19 protein-coding genes are annotated in these 22,797 nt (G+C 37.4%); 17 read left to right on the plus strand and 2 right to left on the minus strand.

Annotated features, from left to right (window positions below):
* Positions 1 to 2: 2 nt before the first annotated feature.
* The 9 genes from miaA to H4J52_RS01060 all read left to right on the plus strand — a co-directional run bounded on the left by miaA (position 3) and on the right by H4J52_RS01060 (position 8,954).
* A complete protein-coding gene (gene miaA / locus H4J52_RS01020) occupies positions 3 to 968 on the plus strand; it encodes a tRNA (adenosine(37)-N6)-dimethylallyltransferase MiaA (protein WP_182180765.1) in 966 nt (321 codons plus the stop codon).
* Positions 969 to 1,070: 102 nt separating this feature from the next.
* Positions 1,071 to 1,328, plus strand: coding sequence for an RNA chaperone Hfq (hfq, locus tag H4J52_RS01025; protein ID WP_182180602.1), 258 nt, complete (start codon positions 1,071 to 1,073; stop codon positions 1,326 to 1,328).
* Between the two features lie 88 nt (positions 1,329 to 1,416).
* Positions 1,417 to 2,724, plus strand: a complete 1,308-nt coding sequence (gene hflX, locus H4J52_RS01030) for a ribosome rescue GTPase HflX (protein ID WP_182180600.1) — start codon at positions 1,417 to 1,419, stop codon at positions 2,722 to 2,724.
* A 54-nt stretch (positions 2,725 to 2,778) separates the two neighbouring features.
* Entirely contained in the window at positions 2,779 to 3,924 is a 1,146-nt protein-coding gene (hflK, locus tag H4J52_RS01035) for an FtsH protease activity modulator HflK (protein ID WP_182180598.1), read from the plus strand.
* Positions 3,925 to 3,927: 3 nt separating this feature from the next.
* Positions 3,928 to 4,815, plus strand: a complete 888-nt coding sequence (gene hflC / locus H4J52_RS01040) for a protease modulator HflC (protein ID WP_182180596.1) — start codon at positions 3,928 to 3,930, stop codon at positions 4,813 to 4,815.
* 131 nt (positions 4,816 to 4,946) lie between these two features.
* Entirely contained in the window at positions 4,947 to 5,135 is a 189-nt protein-coding gene (locus tag H4J52_RS01045) for a DUF2065 domain-containing protein (RefSeq protein ID WP_182180594.1), read from the plus strand.
* Positions 5,136 to 5,279: 144 nt separating this feature from the next.
* Complete coding sequence (locus H4J52_RS01050) at positions 5,280 to 6,578, plus strand: adenylosuccinate synthase (RefSeq protein ID WP_182180592.1); 1,299 nt, start codon at positions 5,280 to 5,282, stop codon at positions 6,576 to 6,578.
* Positions 6,579 to 7,079: 501 nt separating this feature from the next.
* Positions 7,080 to 8,321, plus strand: a complete 1,242-nt coding sequence (locus H4J52_RS01055) for a malic enzyme-like NAD(P)-binding protein (RefSeq protein WP_182180590.1) — start codon at positions 7,080 to 7,082, stop codon at positions 8,319 to 8,321.
* Positions 8,322 to 8,588: 267 nt separating this feature from the next.
* Positions 8,589 to 8,954, plus strand: a complete 366-nt coding sequence (locus H4J52_RS01060) for a hypothetical protein (protein ID WP_182223479.1) — start codon at positions 8,589 to 8,591, stop codon at positions 8,952 to 8,954.
* On the opposite strand, the gene metJ is transcribed toward H4J52_RS01060, so the two are convergent.
* Entirely contained in the window at positions 8,955 to 9,287 is a 333-nt protein-coding gene (metJ, locus tag H4J52_RS01065) for a met regulon transcriptional regulator MetJ (RefSeq protein ID WP_182224100.1), read from the minus strand.
* Positions 9,288 to 9,469: 182 nt separating this feature from the next.
* On the opposite strand from metJ, the gene metB reads away from it, so the two are divergent.
* From metB to rluF, 4 genes are all read left to right on the plus strand, one after another.
* Positions 9,470 to 10,627, plus strand: a complete 1,158-nt coding sequence (gene metB / locus H4J52_RS01070; RefSeq protein WP_182180584.1) for a cystathionine gamma-synthase — start codon at positions 9,470 to 9,472, stop codon at positions 10,625 to 10,627.
* Positions 10,628 to 10,667: 40 nt separating this feature from the next.
* Positions 10,668 to 13,118, plus strand: a complete 2,451-nt coding sequence (gene metL / locus H4J52_RS01075) for a bifunctional aspartate kinase/homoserine dehydrogenase II (RefSeq protein WP_182224101.1) — start codon at positions 10,668 to 10,670, stop codon at positions 13,116 to 13,118.
* A 168-nt stretch (positions 13,119 to 13,286) separates the two neighbouring features.
* A complete protein-coding gene (locus tag H4J52_RS01080; protein ID WP_182180580.1) occupies positions 13,287 to 14,738 on the plus strand; it encodes a hypothetical protein in 1,452 nt (483 codons plus the stop codon).
* Between the two features lie 78 nt (positions 14,739 to 14,816).
* Positions 14,817 to 15,635, plus strand: a complete 819-nt coding sequence (gene rluF, locus H4J52_RS01085; RefSeq protein ID WP_182180578.1) for a 23S rRNA pseudouridine(2604) synthase RluF — start codon at positions 14,817 to 14,819, stop codon at positions 15,633 to 15,635.
* Positions 15,636 to 15,790: 155 nt separating this feature from the next.
* Here the strand turns inward: rluF and fusA are convergent, their stop codons facing one another.
* Entirely contained in the window at positions 15,791 to 17,896 is a 2,106-nt protein-coding gene (fusA, locus tag H4J52_RS01090) for an elongation factor G (protein WP_182224102.1), read from the minus strand.
* Positions 17,897 to 18,189: 293 nt separating this feature from the next.
* Between fusA and H4J52_RS01095 the strand changes: the two genes are divergently transcribed.
* The 4 genes from H4J52_RS01095 to H4J52_RS01110 all read left to right on the plus strand — a co-directional run bounded on the left by H4J52_RS01095 (position 18,190) and on the right by H4J52_RS01110 (position 22,214).
* Complete coding sequence (locus H4J52_RS01095; RefSeq protein ID WP_182224103.1) at positions 18,190 to 18,729, plus strand: RNA polymerase sigma factor; 540 nt, start codon at positions 18,190 to 18,192, stop codon at positions 18,727 to 18,729.
* The gene (locus H4J52_RS01100; protein WP_182180573.1) at positions 18,719 to 19,270 is read left to right on the plus strand and encodes a hypothetical protein; all 552 of its coding nucleotides are present in this window, start codon (positions 18,719 to 18,721) and stop codon (positions 19,268 to 19,270) included. Before H4J52_RS01095 ends, H4J52_RS01100 begins: the two co-directional genes overlap by 11 nt.
* A complete protein-coding gene (locus H4J52_RS01105) occupies positions 19,254 to 20,828 on the plus strand; it encodes a PDZ domain-containing protein (protein ID WP_182224104.1) in 1,575 nt (524 codons plus the stop codon). Before H4J52_RS01100 ends, H4J52_RS01105 begins: the two co-directional genes overlap by 17 nt.
* A gap of 183 nt (positions 20,829 to 21,011) precedes the next feature.
* Positions 21,012 to 22,214 carry a hypothetical protein gene (locus H4J52_RS01110; RefSeq protein ID WP_182224105.1) on the plus strand — a complete coding sequence of 401 codons (1,203 nt, stop codon included), beginning with the start codon at positions 21,012 to 21,014 and terminating at the stop codon, positions 22,212 to 22,214.
* The last annotated feature ends 583 nt before the right edge of the window (positions 22,215 to 22,797 follow it).

Here is a 22,797-nt window from a genome sequence, read left to right on the forward strand (position 1 = left end):
TGATGTCTGAAGTTCTATCCTTAAACGTTATTGACAGTAAACAAAGTAAATTACCGCCAGTAATTTGTTTGATGGGGCCGACTGCCGCGGGGAAAACAGCGTTAGCGATGGCATTATATGATGCACTACCATGCGATATCATCAGCGTTGATTCTGCACTTGTATACCGAGATATGGATATTGGCACAGCCAAGCCAACGGCTGAAGAATTAGCAAAGTATCCACATCGTTTAATTAATTTAATCGATGCTAGTGAAAGCTATTCAGCCGCTGATTTTTGTCGTGATGCATTAATAGAAATTGCTAAAATTCGAGCAAATAACCGTATACCTTTATTGGTAGGCGGTACGATGATGTACTTTAAAAGCTTAATTGACGGGATCTCACCTCTGCCATCTGCAGATGTTAGTATTCGTGAAGCCATCGAAGCTGAAGCTAAAGCGTTAGGTTGGGGCAATATACACCAGCAACTTGCTGTAGTAGACCCCATTTCTGCCGAACGTATTCATAAAAATGATCCGCAACGATTAATGCGAGCGTTAGAAGTCTATCGACTTACTGGCAAAAGCATGACTGAATTAACGAAAGTTAAAGGTGAGCGACTTAGCGGCGATGTTCTACAATTTGCTATTTCACCTAAAGAACGTAAAGATTTACATGCTCGTATCGCGCTAAGATTTGAGCAAATGATAGCACAAGATTTTGAATCAGAAGTTGTTAAATTAAAGCAACGTAATGATTTAAATAAAGATTTACCCTCCATCCGTTGTGTTGGTTATCGCCAGATGTGGGAATATTTAAATGATGAAGTCGACCATGATGAAATGGTCTTCAAAGGCATTTGTGCGACACGTCAATTGGCAAAACGACAGTTGACTTGGCTGAGAAATTGGCCAAATCTACAATGGCTGCATATGGAAGATGAAAATAATTTAAAACTAATTTTGTCTTCTGTAAGCAAACTTTAAACCTTGATGTATAATGAAAACAGTTGCATAGTAAGTAACTAGTTTTATAACGAAAAAACTCGACAATACATTTATTAAAAATAACAAAAAAGGGGCCACACAATGGCAAAGGGGCAATCTTTACAAGACCCATTTTTGAATGCTTTACGACGTGATCGCATTCCGGTAGCAATATATTTAGTTAATGGCATTAAACTACAAGGACAAGTAGAGTCATTTGATCAATTTGTTATCTTACTTAAAAATACAGTAAGTCAAATGGTTTATAAACACGCGATTTCTACTGTTGTTCCTTCACGGGCAGTTTCTACTATGCCAGCGCCTCAAACAGGTGATTATAATCAGGAACAGCAAGATTAATGATTTTATTGAGTTTGGTTATACGCCAAATATTAAATGTACATAAATCTTTTTTGGTTTAACTATTTAGTTTATAGGTAATACTCAATTGTTTGATCGTTATGAAGCAGGTGAGCAAGCTATTCTTGTTCACCTTGATTTCCCTGATGAAAATGCACGTGAAGACTTACAAGAATTTGAAATGCTTGTAAGCTCTGCGGGTGTGAATGCGCTTGCTATTATTACCGGTAAACGCAGTACACCTCACGCTAAATTCTTTGTTGGTAGTGGTAAGGCTGAAGAAGTAGCCGAGGCGGTAAAGCTATACCAAGCCAATGTCGTACTTTTTAATCACGAACTTTCCCCCTCTCAAGAAAAAAATATTGAAGCGTTGTGTGAATGTCGTGTTATTGACCGCACGACACTTATTTTAGATATTTTTGCACAACGCGCGCGAACCCATGAAGGGAAGATGCAAGTTGAGCTGGCACAGTTACGACACATGAGTACTCGCCTTATTCGTGGCTGGACTCACCTTGAACGACAAAAAGGTGGTATAGGCTTACGAGGTCCTGGTGAAACTCAACTAGAAACTGATCGGCGTTTACTTCGTGATCGTATGGTTAATATTCGTAAACGTTTAGAACGGGTTGAGAAACAACGCCAGCAAGGCAGAAGAGCAAGAACACGCGCTGAAATACCGACTATTTCTTTAGTGGGTTATACCAATGCGGGTAAATCGACGCTGTTTAACATTATTACTGAGGCAAATGTTTATGCAGCTGATCAATTATTTGCAACTTTAGACCCTACGTTACGAAAAATTGAGATTGAGGATGTCGGTCGGGCAATACTCGCTGATACAGTAGGTTTTATCCGTCATTTGCCTCATGATTTAGTCGCTGCTTTTAAAGCAACATTGACCGAAACTCGTGAAGCTGAGTTATTACTACATGTAATCGATATTTCGGACGATAGGCGAACTGAAAATATTGAGCAGGTTGAAACGGTTTTAAAAGAGATCCAAGCGGGCGACGTACCGCAATTATTAATTTGTAACAAAATAGATGCTCTGGAAGATATTCAGCCTCGCATTGACAGAGATGACACAGGCTTACCTAGTAGAGTCTGGTTGTCTGCACAGAAAGGTATAGGAATCGATTTACTTTTTCAAGCGCTAGCTGAACGCCTTGGAAAGAAAATTATTAAGCACAACTTATGTTTACCTCCAAGTGAAGGTAAATTACGGGGTGTATTTTATCAATTAAATTCTATTGTTGATGAAAGTTATGATGAAGACGGAAATTGTTTATTAAAAGTTAAATTACCTGCAAGAGAGTGGGATAGATTAGTTAAACTCAACGAAGCTGATATTGAAGGCTTTATTGAACGCAAACAGACTGATATATTACCGTAATGGGTAAATAGTAGTTTTAGTATTTATTTAAATTTAAAGTGAGTGGAGAAGACCATGGCGTGGAACGAACCGGGGAATAATGATAAAGACCCCTGGAAAAAGAAAGATGATAAGAATCAAGGGCCACCTGATTTAGACGATTTACTTAAAGATATTGGTAATAAGTTCGGTGGTATTTTTGGTGGTAAATCATCAAACGGTGGTAGCAAGAAAGGCGCATCGAATGTTGGTATCGCTATTGCTTTAATTGTGGGTATTCTTGTCTATGCATTTAGTGGTTTTTATACCATTAAAGAAGCTGAGAAAGGTCTTGTTTTACGTTTTGGACAATATTCTGGCACAGTAGAGCCAGGTTTGCGTTGGAAGTGGACATTTGCGGAACGTATTATTCCTGTAGATATGCAAACAACACGCGATTTACCTGCATCTGGCTTCATGTTAACAAAAGATGAAAACGTAGTACGTGTTGAAATGCAAATACAGTATCGTGTTGTTGATGCGCGTAATTATATTTTCAGTGTTACCAATGCAGATGACAGTTTAAGCCAATCACTAGATAGTGCTTTACGCTTTGTTATTGGTGATTCTAGAATGGATGATATTTTAACAAGTGGTCGTGAGAAAGTTCGTCAAGATGTTTGGAAAGAATTAGATGATATTATTGCCCCGTATAACCTTGGGTTAATTGTTGTCGATGTTAACTTTAAAGATGCTCGTCCTCCTGAAGAAGTGAAAGATGCTTTTGATGATGCTATTTCTGCACAAGAAGATGAAGTGCGTTTTTTACGTGAAGCTGAAGCCTATGCACGTGGTATTGAACCACGAGCACGTGGCCGAGTGAAACGTATGGAGCAAGAAGCCATAGCGTATAAGCAACAAACGGTATTAGATGCTGAAGGTGAAGTGGCTAAATTCAATAAACTATTACCTGAATATTTAGCGGCTCCAGAAGTTACTCGCCAGCGTATGTATTTATCAACGATGGAAAGCGTTTACGCGAATACCAGCAAAGTAATGGTTGATGTTGAAGGCGGTAATAATATGATGTATTTACCGTTAGACAAAATGATGCAAAGTCAGTCATCAAACCAGAATAATACGATGCAGAGCCAGTCACGTGTAAACAAATCTGTTAATACGTCAAGCTCTGCTCCTGACTTGTCAGGTCGTGCAGACAGATTTAATGATGGGAGAAATTAAGCAATGAAAAACTTTATAATTGCATTAATTGTATTATTTTTGGTATTAACTGTCTCTTCTGTTTTTGTCGTTTCAGAAGGACAACGTGGTATCGTTTTTCAGTTTACAAAAATTAAACGTGATGCTGATACCGGCGAAATGATTGTCTATGAACCGGGCTTACATCTTAAGATACCGTTTATTAACAACGTTCGTAAACTTGACGCGCGTATTCAAACACTTGATGAAGCAGCTGATCGTTTTGTGACCTCTGAGAAAAAAGATTTGATGGTAGACTCTTTTGTTAAGTGGCGTATTGTTGATTTTTCAACCTTTTACTTACGGACCTCTGGTTCAGTAGAAAATGCTCGTGCGTTATTAAAGCAAAAAGTAAATAATGGTCTGCGTACCGAATTTGGTACTCGTACCATTAAAGAAATTGTTTCAGGTGACCGTGATGGCATTATGGCTAAGGCTTTGGCAAGCGCTGAAAGTAGTCGCGAAGATTTAGGTATTGAAGTTATTGATGTACGTATTAAGGCGATTAATTTACCCGCCGAAGTTAGTGCGTCTATCTACGACCGCATGCGAGCAGAACGAACCGCGGTTGCAAAAGAGCATCGCTCTAAAGGTCAAGAGCAAGCAGAAATTATTCGTGCAACAATAGATGCTAAAGTAACAGTGATGTTAGCAACGGCGCAAAAAGAAGCACAAGAAATGCGTGGTGAAGGTGATGCATTAGCCGCTAAAGTTTATGCTGATTCATATGGACAAGATCCTGAGTTTTTCAGTTTCTACCGTAGCCTTGAAGCGTATGAAAAAAGTTTTAGTAGTAAAAGTGATATCCTGGTGGTTAAACCTGATAGTGATTTCTTTAACTACTTAAAAGAAGGCGCTAAAGTTCAAAAGTAGTCTATTCTTTTGATAAAAAAGCCATGACTTGTCATGGCTTTTTTATATCTGCTATAAGTAGCAACCAATCAATTGTTAATAGGAGTAATTCCTTATTTCAATACTAATCAAATAACTTACGGAGTATTAAGATGATAGATACACTGTTAACCGCTTTCGCGTTGGTACTGATCATTGAGGGTTTAGTACCAGCCCTTTTTCCCAATAAATGGCAAAACTACCTAATAAAGTTAACACAACAACCGACTTCATCTATCCGTAATATCGGCATGAGTTTATTGTTTTTTGGTATGATTATTTTATGGTTGATGAGCAAATAGGTTAAAGTTTGATATAAATATTTTTTATAAGCCCTTTAGTTAATTGAATATTTTAAAATTGAACTAAAAATCGTCATATATTACTTGGACTACTATTTTATTTTTGATAAAATCGCCGCCTAATTTTTTATCGAAATTGAAAACATGGGCAAAAACGTCGTAGTTCTAGGCACCCAATGGGGTGACGAAGGTAAGGGTAAGATTGTTGATTTACTCACAGATAAAGCTAAGTACGTAGTACGTTATCAAGGAGGCCATAATGCAGGTCATACTTTGGTAATTGACGGTGAAAAAACCGTACTTCATTTAATTCCATCGGGTGTATTACGTGACAATGTGAAATGTTTAATCGGTAACGGCGTAGTTTTATGTCCAAAAGCCTTGATGACAGAAATCGCAATGTTAGAAGCTAAGGGTGTTCCTGTTCGCGAACGCTTACTTATTAGTGATGCTTGTCCGTTAATTCTTCCTTACCATAATGCTTTAGATGCGGCGCGTGAAATTGCTCGTGGTAATAAGCCTATTGGTACGACAGGACGCGGAATTGGTCCAGCTTATGAAGATAAAGTGGCTCGCCGTGGTTTACGGGTTGGTGACTTAGTCTGTGCAGAAACATTTGCAATTAAATTAAAAGAAATTGTTGAATACCATAATTTCTCTTTAGAACATTACTACAAAGTTGAGCCTGTTTGTTATGAAACAGTCCTTGCTGATGCCCTCGCGGTGCGTGATGTGATCCTTAAGATGGTTGCTGATATACCTGAAATGCTTGATCAAGCGCGTAAAAACGGTGAGTCAATTATGTTCGAAGGTGCTCAAGGCACTTTACTGGATATTGATCACGGTACTTACCCTTATGTAACGTCTTCAAATACTACTGCAGGTGGCGTTGCTACCGGTTGTGGTTTTGGACCTCGTCACTTAGATTATATATTAGGCATTACTAAAGCATACACAACGCGTGTTGGTTCGGGTCCTTTCCCAACAGAACTAGACGATGAAGTGGGTGAACACTTAGGCACCGTTGGCCATGAATTTGGCGCAACTACGGGTCGTGAGCGACGTTGTGGTTGGTTTGATGCCGTTGCAATGCATCGCGCGATTCAAGTTAACAGCGTAACAGGTTTCTGTTTAACTAAACTTGATGTTTTAGATGGTTTAAAAACACTTAAAATTTGTACAGGCTACAAAACTCAAGCGGGTGATATTATCACCGTGCCGCCAACGGCTGCTGAAGGTTATGAGTGTATTACACCTGTTTACGAAGAAATGCCGGGCTGGTCTGAAACAACAGTTGGAGCAACTTCTCGTGATGTTTTACCTGCTAATGCAATTGCTTACATCAAGCGTATTGAAGAATTGACAGGCGTACCGGTTGATATTATTTCAACAGGACCAGAACGTAATGAAACTATTATTTTAGTTAATCCGTTCACTGATTAACACATAATACAGCATATTTTCTAAAATAAAATTTTATTAAAACCACCTTTTAGGTGGTTTTTTTTTCATCAAAAATAAAATATATTCAAACATTGATTTGAATATAAATGCAAAAAAAATTACTAACACTACAATCATAAGTTATAAAGTTAATGAACGTTATGGTTTTAATGTTAAAATTTAGTGATAAATTCGCTATTGTGCATTGAAAAAAACAAAAATAGAAAGCTAAGTTTAGCCAGTGAATGAAGTTTATAAAATGTACATAAGTATTAGATGAATAGATTAAGCTATATAACGAATATTTAGTTTTATGATGTGCAATAGAAAAGTGCTGAGGGTATGTTTGTTGTGGCTTCTGGCACTTTTTTATATAAGAATAATGTTGGAACAACATGTAAGATTGCCATAATATATATAACTATACTGTATGTAAAAATAATAAAACTTAAAAAATAGCATAAAAAACATAATAAATTTACCTAACGCATAGGACTCATCATGACTGATTTTCGCCAACAAGCACTTGATTACCATCAATTCCCAACGCCAGGGAAAATAAGTGTCGAATTAACTACCGCTGCTGAAACTAGCCTTGATTTAGCGCTCGCATACAGCCCCGGTGTTGCTGAGCCGGTACGTGCAATTGCAGCAAACCCAGATGATGTTTACAAATATACCGGCAAAGGTAATACGGTTGCTGTTATTACTAACGGTACCGCTATTTTAGGTTTAGGTAATTTAGGTGGTATGGCTGCTAAGCCAGTGATGGAAGGTAAAGCGTTATTGTTTAAGCGATTTGCAAACATTAATTCATTCGATATCGAGGTCAAACATAAGACAGTTGAAGAATTTGTTAATACGGTGGCTAATATTGCAGATAGTTTTGGCGGCATTAACTTAGAAGATATTAAAGCGCCAGAGTGTTTTGCTATTGAAAAGGCCCTTATTGAACGTTGTAAAATACCTGTATTTCATGATGATCAACATGGTACCGCTATCGTTACTGCTGCAGGTATGATCAATGCCTTAGAAATTCAAGGTAAACATATTAAAGACGCCAATATAGTGTGTCTTGGGGCAGGTGCTGCAGCAATTGCTTGTATGGAACTCTTAATAAAATGTGGCGCTCAGCGAGAAAAAATCTACATGTTAGATACTAAAGGTGTTATTCATACTCGTCGTGACGATCTTAATGAATACAAGCGTATGTTTGCTAATAATACCGATAAACGTACGCTAGAAGATGTCATCGATGGCGCAGATGTATTTGTCGGTGTTTCTGGGCCAAATTTACTTTCTGTTGAAAATGTAAAAATGATGGCGGCGAATCCGGTGATATTTGCTTGTTCAAACCCCGATCCTGAAATTAAACCAGCATTAGCGCTTGCTGTTCGCGATGATCTTATTATTGCCACTGGACGTTCTGATTACCCTAACCAAGTTAATAATGTTTTATGTTTTCCTTTTATTTTCCGTGGAGCATTAGATGTTCGTGCTAGAAGGATTAACGATGAAATGAAAATTGCTGCTGTTAATGCCATCCGTGAATTAGCAAAAGAACCTGTTTTGCAGGAAGTGCTAGATGCTAGCGGTGAGCAAAGTTTAACTTTTGGTAAGGAATATATCATTCCTAAACCAATGGACCCGCGTTTATGTGGTCGAGTTGCACTTGCTGTTGCCCAAGCTGCGGTTGATTCTGGCGTTGCCGCATTAGCGATGCCTGAAAATTATATGGAATAATCAGCGCAAAGGAGCAATCGTGGTTTATGTGGTCGAGTTGCACTTGCCCAAGCTGTGGTTGATTCTGGCGTTGTCGCATTAGCGATGCCTGAAAATTATATGGAATAATCAGCGCAAAGGAGCAATCGTGGTTTATGTGGTCGAGTTGCACTTGCCCAAGCCGCGGTTGATTCTGGCGTTGCCGCATTAGTGATGCTTGAAAATTATATGGAATAATCAGTAAAATGTAATGCAAATAAACTAAGATGAACACGCGGGAGAGCCATAATGAAAAACGTAACAAAAGCAGTTTTACTTTCTACGCTTGTTTACCCAGGAGTTGGCCAACTAGTTTTTCAGTCCTATCGGCGTGCAATAGCGCTAATTTTAGTATTTTCAATAACGGCTTATGTGTATATTGAAGAGGTGGTCAGTAAATATCAGCCACTTATTGATAGAGTAAAATCAGGTGAAATTGGGCTAAACAGCCAAGTACTTGCAAATGAAATAGCAAAACACCCTATTACTTTTGATCCGTTCTGGGTGAGCACATTAACCTATATACTCGTAATTTGTTGGGGAGTGGGTGTTATCGATGCTTATCGTTTAGGCATAAAAAAAGACGCTAAAGCGTCTTTAAATGAGTGTAAATAATTACTGCTCGTCATCTACTTCAAATTGACTAAAGTCGGTAATCCCCTTTGCTATCAGTGCATCTCGAACACTTTTGGGGAGCATTTCAGTATTGTCTTTTGTCAAATCACCATCATCAGGAAGAGGCTGTCCAGTAAAAGCATGTAAAAAAGCTTCACATAATAATTCACTGTTTGTCGCATGGCGTAAATTATTAACTTGTCGACGTGTGCGTTCGTCAGTTAACACCTTAAGCACACGCAACGGAATTGATACGGTGATTTTTTTAACTTGCTCACTTTTTTTCCCATGTTCGGCGTATGGTTTTATATAATCGCCATTCCACTTTGCCATCTAATTACCTTGTTTAGCTAAATTATTTTTTATAGGTTCGATTTTACTGGTTGTTGGCGTTGAGTCAATAACGAATGTGTAGAAGTTTAGAAGTCTAAAGTTCTTGACCGGCAAAAGTAAAGCGTTTAGAGTTATAGACGTCCAAACATCTATTTGATTTTATTGTCCAATTGGAGCAAAAAATGACAAGCAAAAAACCAGCAACATTGGCGGTTAGAGCGGGTATTAATAGTGATAAACACCATGGTGGCGTTGTACCTGCAATTCATTTATCGAGTACTTACGCTTTAAAAGGCTTTAATGATAAGCGCCAGTTTGATTATTCTAGGACAGGAAATCCAACACGAAGTACATTTGGGCAAGCTATTGCTGATTTAGAGCATGGCGCAGTTGGTATAGTCACTAGTACCGGTATGTCTGCTGTTCATTTAATCTGTCAACTACTGACAACACAAGATACTGTTATTATCCCCCATGACTGTTATGGTGGCAGTTATCGATTATTTACCCATTTAGCAAAACGTGGCCAATTTAATGTTATCGTTGTTGACCAAAACGATGAGGAAGCCTTAGCTCAAGCACTGGCGAAAAAGCCAAGATTAGTTCTGGTTGAATCACCGAGTAACCCATTATTACGTTTGGTTGATATAGAAAAGGTCACTCAGGCGAGTCATAATGTAGGAGCTTTAGTTGCGGTAGATAATACTTTTCTTTCACCTCTTTTGCAGCAGCCGTTATTATTAGGCGCGGATATTGTTTTTCATTCAACAACTAAATATATTAACGGTCATAGTGATGTGGTTGGTGGTGTATTAGTAACAAAAGACCAGGAGCTTGGTGTAGAACTTGCGTGGTGGGCAAATTGTATTGGTATTACGGGCTCACCATTTGACAGCTATCTTGCATTACGCGGCTTAAAAACATTGCCTATTCGCATGAAACAACATCAAGAGAATGCAAATGTTGTGGCAAAATACCTAAAAAATCACTCAGCAATTAATGCCGTGTATTTTCCTGGTTTGAAAGATCATCCAGGACATGAAATTGCTAAGCGGCAACAAAAAGATTTTGGCGCTATGATGAGTTTTGAAATAAAAGGCGGTGTTGAAGCGGTTAAAGTGTTGTTTGATAAGTTAGCACTCTTTACCTTGGCACAATCGTTAGGTGGCGTCGAAAGTTTAATCAGTCATCCATCAACGATGACTCACGCAGGTATGGAGATTGAAGCACAAATTGCTGCAGGTATCACGCAATCCTTAGTCAGAATTTCTGTAGGTATTGAAGATATTACTGATATTATCAGTGATTTGGAACAAGCTTTACTTGCGAGCCAAATTTAAGTTTTTAGGCTATTTTTAGTAGAATAATTAATGAGTGAAAATGACACAGTCAAATACAGTAGAACCGTTATCATCCGGGAATAACCAACTTGCCAAACATGCTATACATGCACATAAATTTGGTGGTAGCAGCTTGGCAACCACACAATGTATTGAGCGTGTGGTTGCTATTATTCGCAAAAATTGTCAGTTAGATGATTTAGTCGTTGTCTCTGCTAATGGTAATACGACGGATGACTTATTCAATATTTATGAACTCGCTGTTGAAAATAGTCAGGATCTTTTAGTTGCCATTGAGGCATTAAAACAGTCACAAAGTGTATTAATTAGTGAACTATTAAATAAGAGTAGAGCCGCATGCTTAATTGAGATTTTGTCTGATGATATAGATCAATTAACCGTTTGGTTAACAGAGCAACCGCGTCAACATCATGCTGATATGCTGGCCTATGGAGAAGTGTGGTCTGCGCGTTTATTATCCGCAGTGCTGAGTGAGCAAGTGTGTCCAAGTTATTCAATTGATGCGCGTGATTTCTTAGTTATTAATAACGATAAAGAGTGTGCAGTTGATAATCAAAGCAGCAAAAAACAATTTCAGGAAATATTACAAAAGGGAAAGTTGGCAGTCATTACTGGCTACATTACTAAAAACTCACGAGGTGAGACCTGTACATTAGGACGTAATGGCAGTGACTATTCAGCAACAATAATCGCATCGCTGTCGGGTGCGTTGAATGTTACGCTCTGGACTGATGTCGATGGTATATACAGTGCTGATCCCCGTGTTGTACCACTTGCTCGTAAATTACACCGTTTACCAAACGGTGTAGCAAAAGAGCTTGGTCGCTTGGGTAACCCCGTTTTACATGCAAAAACTTTACAACCGCTCACGAACCACAGTACGCATTTACATGTAGCAAGCAGTTTTGATCCCGAAATATCTGGTACAGAAATTGGTAAATTTGGTCAAATTGCTAAGCAAGAACTATCAGTGACTTCACTCAATGATTTATTACTGGTTCAATCAACAAGTTTAACTGGTTCATTGGCTGGGCAGGCTAACCATGAGTTTTCTGCTATTTGCAGTGATGTTAAACAAGGTTTTATTGTTATTCACCGAGCACAACAAAAGTTGGTTAGTCAATGGTTAGCCAATCATGATACCGACGTGTCATTCACACCGGTTTCAATTTTAGCTATTGTTGGTCACAGTGTAGTGAACCAAGGTAATATTCAAGCGCGTTTTAAGCGTGCTCTCAAACATTCCAAAGTGCTTTATGTGGTTAACTCGTTAAGTGAACATAGTATTATTGCCGTTCTTCAGCAGAGTTGTACGGGGGAGTTACTCAATAATGTTCATCATGATATGACTAAAGACGCACGTCATATCGGGGTTGTTGTAGCAGGACTTGGTAATATTGGTCAACGGTTTTTGGAGTTATTACCTGGGCAACTCAATCGGATCCCGGCGTTAGAGAACGTACATTTAGTCGGTTTAGTTGCGTCGAATAAAGCACTTCTTAATACCGACGGTATCGATGTTGTTCGAGCGATAAAGCTTTATGAGCGAGATGCTAAAGCTTATGACAATGCATTATTAATGTCATGGTTGACCAATCACCCTTACGATGAATTAATTGTTGTTGATATAACACCCAGTGAACATTTTAGTTATCTATACGGCGATTTTTTTAGAGAGGGAATTCATGTTATTGGCGCAAATAAGTGGGCGGCATCGTCCAGCACCAAACAATATAATACCTTAGTATCGACAGCGGCCAAAAATAAAAGCTTATGGTTAGGTAATACGACCGTAGGTGCAGGTTTACCGATTAATTTTGCGATTAACGATTTACTTAATAGCGGCGATCAAATCATTGAAATATCCGGAATTTTCTCTGGAACACTCTCTTGGTTATTTGAAACCTATGATGGTAGTGTTCCTTTTTCAAGGTTGTTACTAGATGCACTGTCACAAGGTATTACTGAACCTGATCCACGTGAAGATTTATCGGGGCGAGACGTACAACGAAAATTACTAATACTAGCGCGTATGGCTGGTTTTGAATTATCACTTGAAGATATTGATTGTCAGAACTTAGTACCTGAATCACTACAAGGCCTATCAATAAAAGATTTTTTAGCAAAAGCAGCTCAATTAGATACTTATTTTGCTGAACAGTTAGCGCAAGCGTCGGCGAAGCAATCGTGTATTCGTTATATTGCAGAGTTTGCTGTAAATGAACAAGGTAAATCAACAGCTAAGGTTCATTTAGCTGTTTTACCCAATAATGACGCATTTACTCGTTTAACACCGTGCGATAATATATTTTTAATAAAAAGCCTTTGCTATCAAGATAACCCACTCATTATCCAAGGACCTGGTGCAGGACGAGATGTTACCGCTGGTGGCTTACACTCAGATTTAGTTAGTATCTGTCAACAATTGGCAGGTAAAAAACATCAAGTTAAAATTAAAGGTTTAAGTTAGTTACATAACGCTTTTAATAAACAATACTTTAATTTAAAAAGCATGACCTTAACGTTATGCTTTTTTATTACGTAAAGTGTACGAAATACTTGTTTCCGTAGTATTATCAACTAGCATCTGGTTAACAAAAATTTTAATACACTTATTTAAGGCTCAGTTTTATTTTTTATGGCAAATAAAAGTAACAGCGATACAAACTTTACCGCACAAGCAAAAAGCCTTTTAACAAGGATATACGGACGTAGCCAACTAAACGATTCAGTACTCGAGCGTGCGATTGAATATTATGAAAAACAACCCTTTATCCAACATAAGCTCGATGAACTTCAAAATAATATTGAAAAAATAACGGCCCAAGTCCCTAGCGATAAAACTAAACAACAAAGGGTTCGGTTAGAGCGAGAAGAACGTGCCTATCAGGAAGAATTGAAGTTCGAACGTAATGAGCGCCATCAACATTTATTCTTGCTGTGTAAAGAAATTATCAGTTTATGCGAAGGTGATAGTTTTGAGGAAAGTAATCGTAAATCAGGGCAGTTATTAGGTATTATCCAATTAGTTAGCCCTACCCAAGGTAAAAAAGTCGCTTTATCCAATGAGCAGAACAAGCCTCTTTATAAAAGTGTGCTGTGTTTACGTTTACTCGACAGATTATGTTTAGACAAAAATATTGTTGAACCTTACATTAAAGTTGCCTTGGGTAATATATCTTCAGACCAGTATAAAACTTTTGCACAAGACAATCCACAAGCGTATCAGGCTTTTGTTGAAAAGGTGAAAATTCCTTTAATGATGGCGTCATTATTACAAGATATGGGTAATAACCACCCTGAAGCGATAGCTATTTTGTCTGGCGAAAAAAATGAAAAAAATCCTCACAGAACATTACCGATAGAAGAACGAAAAGCATTATTACAAATTAACTACCGGGAAACGGTAAAATACCTTGTAGATGGCATTGGCGCGTCGATTTATATAGGTAACTCAAAAGCAGATCGTGATAAGTATAATGCACTTGAACGTAAAAAATTATTATTTATTAAGCACCTATTAAAAAGCGCCGTGAACCCAAAACAAGGGATTGGTAATTTACTTAAAGTGCCACAAATCTATAGTTCAATAATCTTGTCGACCAAAGATAGCTATAACTACAAATTATTACCAAAAGTTTATCATGTCTTAAACCAGAATGCAGAGCGCGGAGCCTGTAGCCAGATAGTTGTTGATGCACTCGCTCAAATTACGGGTCATTTCCCTCAAGGTTATGGCGTTACCTATATTCCGGTAGAACAAGATATGGCTGACCGCTATGAATATGCAATAGTCAGTCAGCTTTACCCTAATGATCTTGAAAATCCTATTTGCCGAGCAGCAACGCGTAATTTAGCTTTTATATGTCATGGACAAGAAGTTGTGCTCAAAAAGTCTAATAATTTGTATTATACAGAAACAGCAAAAAGTTTTTCTAGCATCAGCAAAGAACGGCTCCATGAAATATTAGAGCTTTTAGTATCAAATTATCATGAACGTAAGAAATTAGACTTAATTCCACGCTGTTGGGAGCCCGGAGAGTTCTTTGCTGTAAAGATTAACCAAAACCTGTGGAATAAAGCTAAATAATAATAAAGCTTTTATCAATGTCTGTAAAAGTTCAGGTAAAATACATATTCACTACTTTGTACTATTTTGGAATATCTCGTGAGCGATCAAGAAAAAAGACTCAACAAATTTATCAGTGAATCAGGTTATTGCTCGCGTCGAGGTGCTGATAAGCTGATTGAAGAAAACCGAGTTACCATTAACGGTAAAAGCCCTGAATTAGGTACTAAAGTACAGCCAGGTGATGTTGTTTTTGTTGATGGTAAACAAGTCGGTGCAATGCCTACCAATAAATCAGACAGGGTTTATATTGCCTACAATAAACCTATTGGCATCACTTGTACAACTGAACTAAATGTCAGGGGCAATATTATTGATGCTATTGGTCATCAAGAAAGAATTTTCCCTATTGGTCGTTTAGACAAACCATCAGAAGGATTAATTTTTCTTACCAGTGATGGAGATATTGTTAATAAAATTTTACGCGCTGAAAATGCACACGATAAAGAGTATATTGTGACCGTTGATAAACCTATCAGTGAGCGTTTTATTCTGCGTATGTCTAAAGGTGTTCCTATTCTTGGTACTATTACAAAACCTTGTATTGTTAAAGTTCACAGCAAATTTGAATTTCGCATTATTCTTACGCAAGGCTTGAATCGCCAAATTCGCCGCATGTGTGAATATTTAGATTATGAAGTATTGAAACTCAAACGTTCACGTATTATGACCGTTGAACTGGGCGACTTAAAGTCAGGCCAATGGCGAAATTTAACGAAAGAAGAAATGACCGAAATAAATGCTGCGGTAGCGACGTCAACGAAAACAGCCTTACCAAAAGAAGCTGATGAATCTGCAGATCCCTGGGCTACTGTTATAGCAGTCACGGATATAGAAAATGATACGGATATCTCATAACTATACTAAGTTTATCCCTTTTACCCCATGAGAAAATAGAACCACTCATTAATTAAACGGATATTATAAAATTTAAATCGTTGATTATCTGTAATATTAAGACAATAAAAAAGGACGCAGAAGCGTCCTTTTTTGTTTTAGTACTTTAATGCTTACTATTTTCTAGCGGCATCTTTAGCTGCTTTAGCTGCTTTTACTTCAGCGATAACAACTTCTGCTACGTTATTAGGACAAGGCATGTAGTGAGAGAATTCCATTGAGAATTGACCACGACCTGATGTCATTGTACGTAATGTTCCGATGTAACCAAACATTTCTGAAAGAGGAACGTCAGCTTTAATACGAACACCAGAAACACCCGCGTCTTGACCTGCGATCATGCCACGACGACGGTTTAAATCACCAATAACATCACCAACGTGATCATCAGGCGTAAACACATCAACTTTCATGATAGGTTCAATTAACTGTGCACCAGCTTTTGGAATTGATTGACGGAAAGCACCACGAGCAGCTAATTCAAATGCAACAGCAGATGAATCGACCGCGTGAAAACCACCATCGTATAATTCAATTTCAACGTCAAGTACAGGGAAGCCAGCAAGAACACCAGTATCCATCATGCCTTTGAAGCCTTTCTCGATAGCTGGGAAGAATTCCTTAGGAACATTACCACCGACAACAACAGAGCTGAATACGAAACCAGTACCTGGTTCGCCGGGCTTAATACGGTAATCAATTTTACCGAACTGACCAGAACCACCAGACTGTTTCTTATGTGTGTAAGAATCTTCAATTGCCGTAGTGATTGTTTCACGGTAGGCAACTTGTGGCTTACCAACTTCTAATTCAACACCATAAGTACGTTTTAGAATATCTACTTTGATATCTAAGTGAAGCTCACCCATACCAGATAAAATTGTTTCACCTGAATCGATATCAGTTTCAACTTTAAAAGTAGGATCTTCTGCAACCATTTTACCGATAGCAAGACCCATTTTCTCAGTTGAACCTTTATCTTTAGGTGTCACAGAGATTGAAATTACAGGCTTAGGGAAAACCATCGCTTCTAGGACGATAGGGTGTTTTGGATCACATAATGTGTGACCTGTCTGAACATTACTTTTCATACCAACAATCGCGATGATATCACCAGCTTGTGCCGAAGTAAGCTCATTACGGTCATCAGCTTGCATTTCACACATACGTCCAACACGCTCTGTTTTACCTGTAGCAGCATTAAGAATTGTATCGCCTTTCTTCAATGTACCTGAATAGATACGTACGAAAGTTAATGTACCAAAACGGTCATCAGTGATTTTGAATGCTAACGCTTTGAATGTTTCTTCTGCAGAAACGATTGCGAATTCGCCATTAGGCGTGCCTTCTTCATCAGTAAGTGGTTGAGGATTAACATCGGTAGGTGAAGGCAAGTAATCAACAACAGCATCAAGAATTAATTGAATACCTTTGTTTTTAAATGCAGATGCACCGTAAGTTGGGAAGAAAGTCATATCACGAGTACCAGTACGGATACACTCTTTGACTTGTTCTGTAGTAGGAACCATTTCCCCTTCTAAGAACTCCATCAACATATCTTCATCAACTTCTAAAGCTGTTTCAATTAACTTCACACGGTATTCAGCCGCTTTTTCTACCATATCTGCTGGAATATCGGTAATTTCATAGTTTTCTGGAAGACCTGTGTCATCCCATATGTAAGCTTTTTCGCTCAGAAGATCAACTACACCTACAAAATCATCTTCTTCACCAATTGGTAAAGTCATAATAAGAGGAGTAGCACCTAGAACGTCTTTAACTTGTTTACAAACACGATAGAAATCGGCGCCTAAACGGTCAAGTTTGTTAACCATGATGATACGAGCAACTTTTGAGTCGTTCGCGTAACGCCAGTTAGTTTCTGATTGTGGTTCAACACCACCAGAACCACAGAATACACCAACACCACCATCAAGTACTTTAAGTGAACGGTAAACTTCAACGGTGAAATCAACGTGACCAGGAGTATCGATGACATTGAAACGGTGATCGTTCCAAAAACAGCTTACCGCAGCAGACTGTATGGTGATACCGCGCTCAGCTTCTTGTTCCATGAAGTCAGTCGTAGATTCACCATCATGTACTTCACCTGTTTTATGGATTTGACCCGTAAGTTTTAAGATACGTTCAGTTGTTGTGGTTTTACCCGCATCAACGTGAGCGAAGATACCAATGTTTCTGTATTTAGATAAATCTGCCATTACTTTACTCTATTTAAGTCGCTACTAAAAAAGCGGAATTATTGAAAATTTGCGCGCGAGTATACCATTACTTTATCTAAATCTGTATAAATAATGAAAAAAAATTGTACAAAGAGTATTTATTTGGATTTGGATTATGGCTATATATTTCGAATTAGTATTACCTCCATAGAATTAATGTTACCTCTATATAAGTAGAACTTTAAAAAGGTTAATTTTTATAAAATATATGCGACCCTTCAGGCACAAGCGTTGTTATATAAATATAAGAAAAATAAAGGGGTGAACTTTTGGTGCAATGGAATGAATCGCTTGTCGATAAAATGAAAGCCGGAGATCAAGAGGCATTGGAACAATGCTATCGACAGTTATCTCCCCTCATTTATACGGCAATTTTTAATATATGTCGTGATCAAGGTAATGCTAATGACTTATTGCAAGATACCTTTATTGCCGCATTTGAAAAAATTCACAGTTACACATCTGGATCACAATTGTTTCCCGCTTGGATAAAACGTATTGCCTTTAACCATACTTTTAATTTTTTGAAAAAACATAAATTAACCGTTATCGGTATAGAGAATGAAAACCAAGTAACGTCAACAGAGTTTTCAATAGAAATGCTACACGAACAGCATAATTTTTTAAGTGCCTTATTACTAAAAATTTCAGAAAAAGAACGTTTGATTATTTGGTTGTATGTGGTTGAACAATATAGCCATGAAGAAATTGGAAATATTGTGAAGAAAAGTCCTAGTTATTCAAAGTCAGTGGTTTCAAGATGTTTAAAAAAGTTAAGAGCAAAGCAAGAGATTAAAAATTATGCATATTAATTTACATCAAGCTCATGATAAATATAGCGAAGCAGAGTGCTTACATATAAAAAAGTGTGAACAATGCCAAGAAGATATTAAGTTGTTAGAACAATTAAAAGCTTCTGCGAATGTGATGCCGGTAATAATACCAGAAGCATCGAATTGGCAAGCGATTAGAAGACACACTATTGATAAAAAGTTAGTGGTCATTTCGCGGAAAACCAAAAGGACTAGGCCCTATTTTTTCCAACAACTTATTGGCATTGCCGCTTCCACCTTTTTTATTGCAGTGGGTTGGTTAGTGTGGAGCAACTATCAGTTACAGAGTCAGTTAGAACAAGTGCTGATGGTTAATCAATCGTTAGAATTACAATTGTTCGACAATGCGGTGCCAACATTTCATCAAACAGGTGTTTTGAACAAGGTCAGAAATATTGAATTAAAACTTTCCCAATCAACGAATGCTCAAGAAAAATTAATTTTACTGAATAAAAGAAAGTTACTAATTCAGGAAATTGTAAATATACAAAAGGAAAATAACGATGCAATATCAATCTAGACTCTATAAAAAATCATTATTAGTAATTAGTGCTCTGATTTTTTCATTGAATATACACGCCAACGAATGTGCGGCAGTTAAAATAACTTCAGCAAATCCTCAAGAGCATGATGTCGTTTATGAATTAGTGGGGCACAACGGGGCAGTTGCAGAAGGGCATAATAAACATTCTTATTTCAATGCCGTACTTGATGGAACTAAAGAGTATTACTTAGCCCCTGGTCTACATACACTGACTTTCAATCAATGGGATAAACGTTACTATCAACGATTTAAAAGGGGGCTGCAACCGCGTTTTGAGAGAACCTTGCCCAGCTCTATTCAAATGATTGTAGAGAAAAATAAAAGGTACAATGTTGCTGCTAAGTCATCAGGCAAAGATAATCTCCCTATTTTTAGTATTGAATCTATTGAGGACATAAGCAGCGACTTATGTGATGAAGACAAAGTAACTTATATAGCATCAACTAAGGCGCGCGAGATCCAACTTAATAACAACCTTGATTACAAACTGAAGCATCTAATGGCAAAAATGAAAACCATTCAGGAGAATAATTTATTCCCATTAGAGTTTAATTGGTCGTTTGGGGCCGTATTTGACACTAATCAAAATAGTTTTAAAACACTCGCCGTCTTTCCATACTCTTTTGCGAGCAAATTAAAACTAACCAGTGGCGACAAAATACTTGAAATTAATGGTGTCGATGTCAAAAGTATAACTTCGGATCCTTATAGTGTTCTTTATGGCTTGTTAGGAGAGTTAGGGTTAGGTCATGACGTAAATATGACTATTTCAAGAGCAGAAAAACAGCATAAGTTGTCAAATAAATATTTACCAGCAATTGTCCCTAGTGTGAATTATAAAACAACTGATTTTGATACGGTTCAATCATTAACTAATGCTACTGCAATACCTGAGAATATTAAATATCAGTACAATAATTTGATGGTAGAAATAGCAGAATATGCCAAAAATAATGATCTGGATGATACTGCGATTATGATAAAAAGCCCTGAGAAATATGATGTTTCTTTTGGTATTACAGGAAAAAATACAACGATAGGCAACAAATCAGCGTTTATGGTGATGCGAATTACTGAAAATAGTCCAGCTGAAAATTTACATTTAAAGCAAGGAGATATGATTGTTTCTATTAATGAACAAGAATTTACGGGTGCTGCATCGGTTATTCTAGCCAGTAATATTCGAGCCCTAGAGAAAAATAAAGTATATACAGTGTCTATTTTACGTAGTGGTATTAAACAGGTTTTAACGGGGATATATACACCAATACTATTTCCTAAATTTGAAATGACTGTAGATTTAGCCGAGAGAAGCTTAGCGTTAAACGCTTTATTTGATTTAGCGAATAATCCTATGGAATTTACCAAGGAACGCAAGTTGCGTTATAACTATGGAATTGAATTATATGACTACCGTTCGAGTACGTTAAGAACTCCGAGAAGTCATCGTTCTGATGCAAGCTGGAGATCAAGTTCAAAACCAAGTTCGCCATCAAAATCGAGTTCGAGTTCAAAATCTTCATCAAAGAATTAAGGTTTAACGCTGCTTGAGTTAATAACTCAGGCAGCATTCTAAAACCGAATTAACCAACGATTTATCAGAAAAATAGTTCCAAACTAAGAGCCATTATTAGTCAATATTATTAACAAATATTGACTTAATTAAGCGGTAATGGCTAAACCTATGAACGTATTCAGTTAAAATAAAGGATTACAGATGAATAAATACAGATTGGCAAAATCAGCATTAGTTGCATTGATTCCAGCCTTGCTGCTACAAACAGTCTATGCAGCAGATTGTGCATCAGTTAGTTTGGCGAGTGGTGAAATCTCTGGAAAAAAAGTTATCTTAGAATTACTGGGAACTAATGGTAAAGCGGTCCCTCAACCTAAGAAATATCAAAAAACGCTCAAAGGAGACCATGCATACTTTCTTGCTCCTGGTACGCATACCTTGATTTTAAATCAATGGGATAAACGTGATTTTATTTCATATCATAAAAGTTTACGTAGAGGAGTAACGGCCAGTAATCCACCTGTGCCATTGCAGTCTGCAGTTACTATGCAAGTATTGGCTAATCAACATTATCAGTTATCTGTGAGTGAAATGGGACTTGGTTCTGTAATCGAAATTAAGGAACAAGACAGTAAAGAGTGCGAAGGGATATTCATTGCAAAAGCAAAAACTAATTATCCTGAATTACTTGCGGTAGACCTACCCGAAAATCTTCAGCAGCAGCTAACGTCAATGATGCATAGCCTTACCGTCTTTCATCAACAAACAGCTGACAAGCGTGATGATACTAATGTTCAATCTCGTAAGCTAAACGAACATTTTGGCACTGTGTTGGCAAGAGATTTTGTCGGTGAGAATATAAAGGTAGATAAAGTGATAAGCCATTCACTTGCAGCCGGCGTTAATATTAAGGCAGGAGACTTAATTATTAAATTGGGAGAAGAAATATTTAATACGGCGAGTAATACACCCAGCCAAGTAATAAATACTTACTTGAAAGGGCGTGCCTATGGTGAACAAATATCTCTAGACATCCTTCGTGCAGGGAAAGTAATGAAGCTCACTGGCCGTTATATCCCAGTGGTTGTCCCTGAAGCATCTTACACCATTGTTAAAGGCTCAATGAATGATGTTATTAATCAAACAATATTACCTGCACAACTAGCCTTCGAATTTGACCAGTTTTTGTTAGCAATGAACAATTATTACCAACAAATGGGGCAAGGTAATAAAATCGTCATTGTTAAAGAACCAATATTTCAACTCTCAATAAATTTGGCTTCTGTAGAGAATGCGCAAAAAGAAATGTTGAAAGCGAGTATTGAAGGAAAGGGCAGTTATCATAAACTAAGGAGTAGAGAATCGAGAAGTTCAGGCGTTCTTAATTATAATATGGGGGGGTAGAGTCTTAACATCATCGACTTTAAATAAGTCATTATATATCTCAACTTAATGAATAACATTCAGTGAACGGTGAGCATTACAAATAACTTAATATGCACACAAGTAGCTAACAATAAAGCTGAAAATACTTTAACAATGTAATGTAGCACCTTCAGGATAATTTATCTTTAGGTGCTACAGAGCCTCAACCTATCTTCTGTGAATAAAAGTTACGTCTATCTACGTTAACTCATATCATAAACTGCATAATACCCACACCAATTGTAAATATAAAATCATATTTCTCCGTTATATTTATCGGTAATAAGGCGGTTGAAAAAGGATCCATGTCGGTAAGTTTGCACTTTATTTATATGATGCTTTGAATCAGCGTCACTTAACCCTTTCTCTATAAATAAAAAGAAAAATCAGAAAAGTTTATCATTCTTTGCGACCATTTATTGTTGACAGATGTATTACTAAGTATGAAAGGATAAGGATAGAAATCAATGCAAGGTAAAAAGCTTAAGATAAACTAAGTGACTTATTAAAATATCATATTATACCGTATCGATATGATAGACCGCCGGTGCTAACGCTGGTA

The organism is Colwellia sp. MB02u-14 (genome assembly GCF_014076915.1).
Classification (GTDB): Bacteria; Pseudomonadota; Gammaproteobacteria; order Enterobacterales; family Alteromonadaceae; genus Colwellia_A.